The sequence below is a fragment of the Halomonas sp. SIMBA_159 genome (assembly GCF_046536035.1).
GTDB lineage: Bacteria > Pseudomonadota > Gammaproteobacteria > Pseudomonadales > Halomonadaceae > Vreelandella > Vreelandella venusta_A.
Genome location: NZ_JAWJBT010001627.1, coordinates 1 through 235 on the forward strand (window position 1 = coordinate 1; position 235 = coordinate 235).

Genomic DNA, 235 nt, shown 5'->3' on the forward strand with positions numbered 1-235 from the left:
TCGGAATCTTCTGCCAGAAAACTTCTGAGCGCCATCATTCTCGGCGCCATGATTTCTGGTGCGCATTATGCCGGGATGCAGGCAGTCAGTTATACTGCTGCACCAGCAGAAATGACTTCCTTCAACGACATGGGCTTGGCCTTTGTCGTGTCGGCCTTGATTCTGCTATTATTGGCCATCGCCGGTTATTTGGCTTACCTGGACCGCAAGCAATTGATCAATGAAAAGCTCTATT

Annotated in this window: 1 protein-coding gene; it reads left to right on the forward strand. The window is 49.4% G+C overall.

Annotation, left to right across the window (positions count from 1 at the left end; translation table 11 throughout):
- A partial coding sequence (locus R0J87_RS24720) for a hypothetical protein (protein ID WP_498889679.1) occupies nucleotides 1-235 on the forward strand: 235 nt, incomplete at both ends.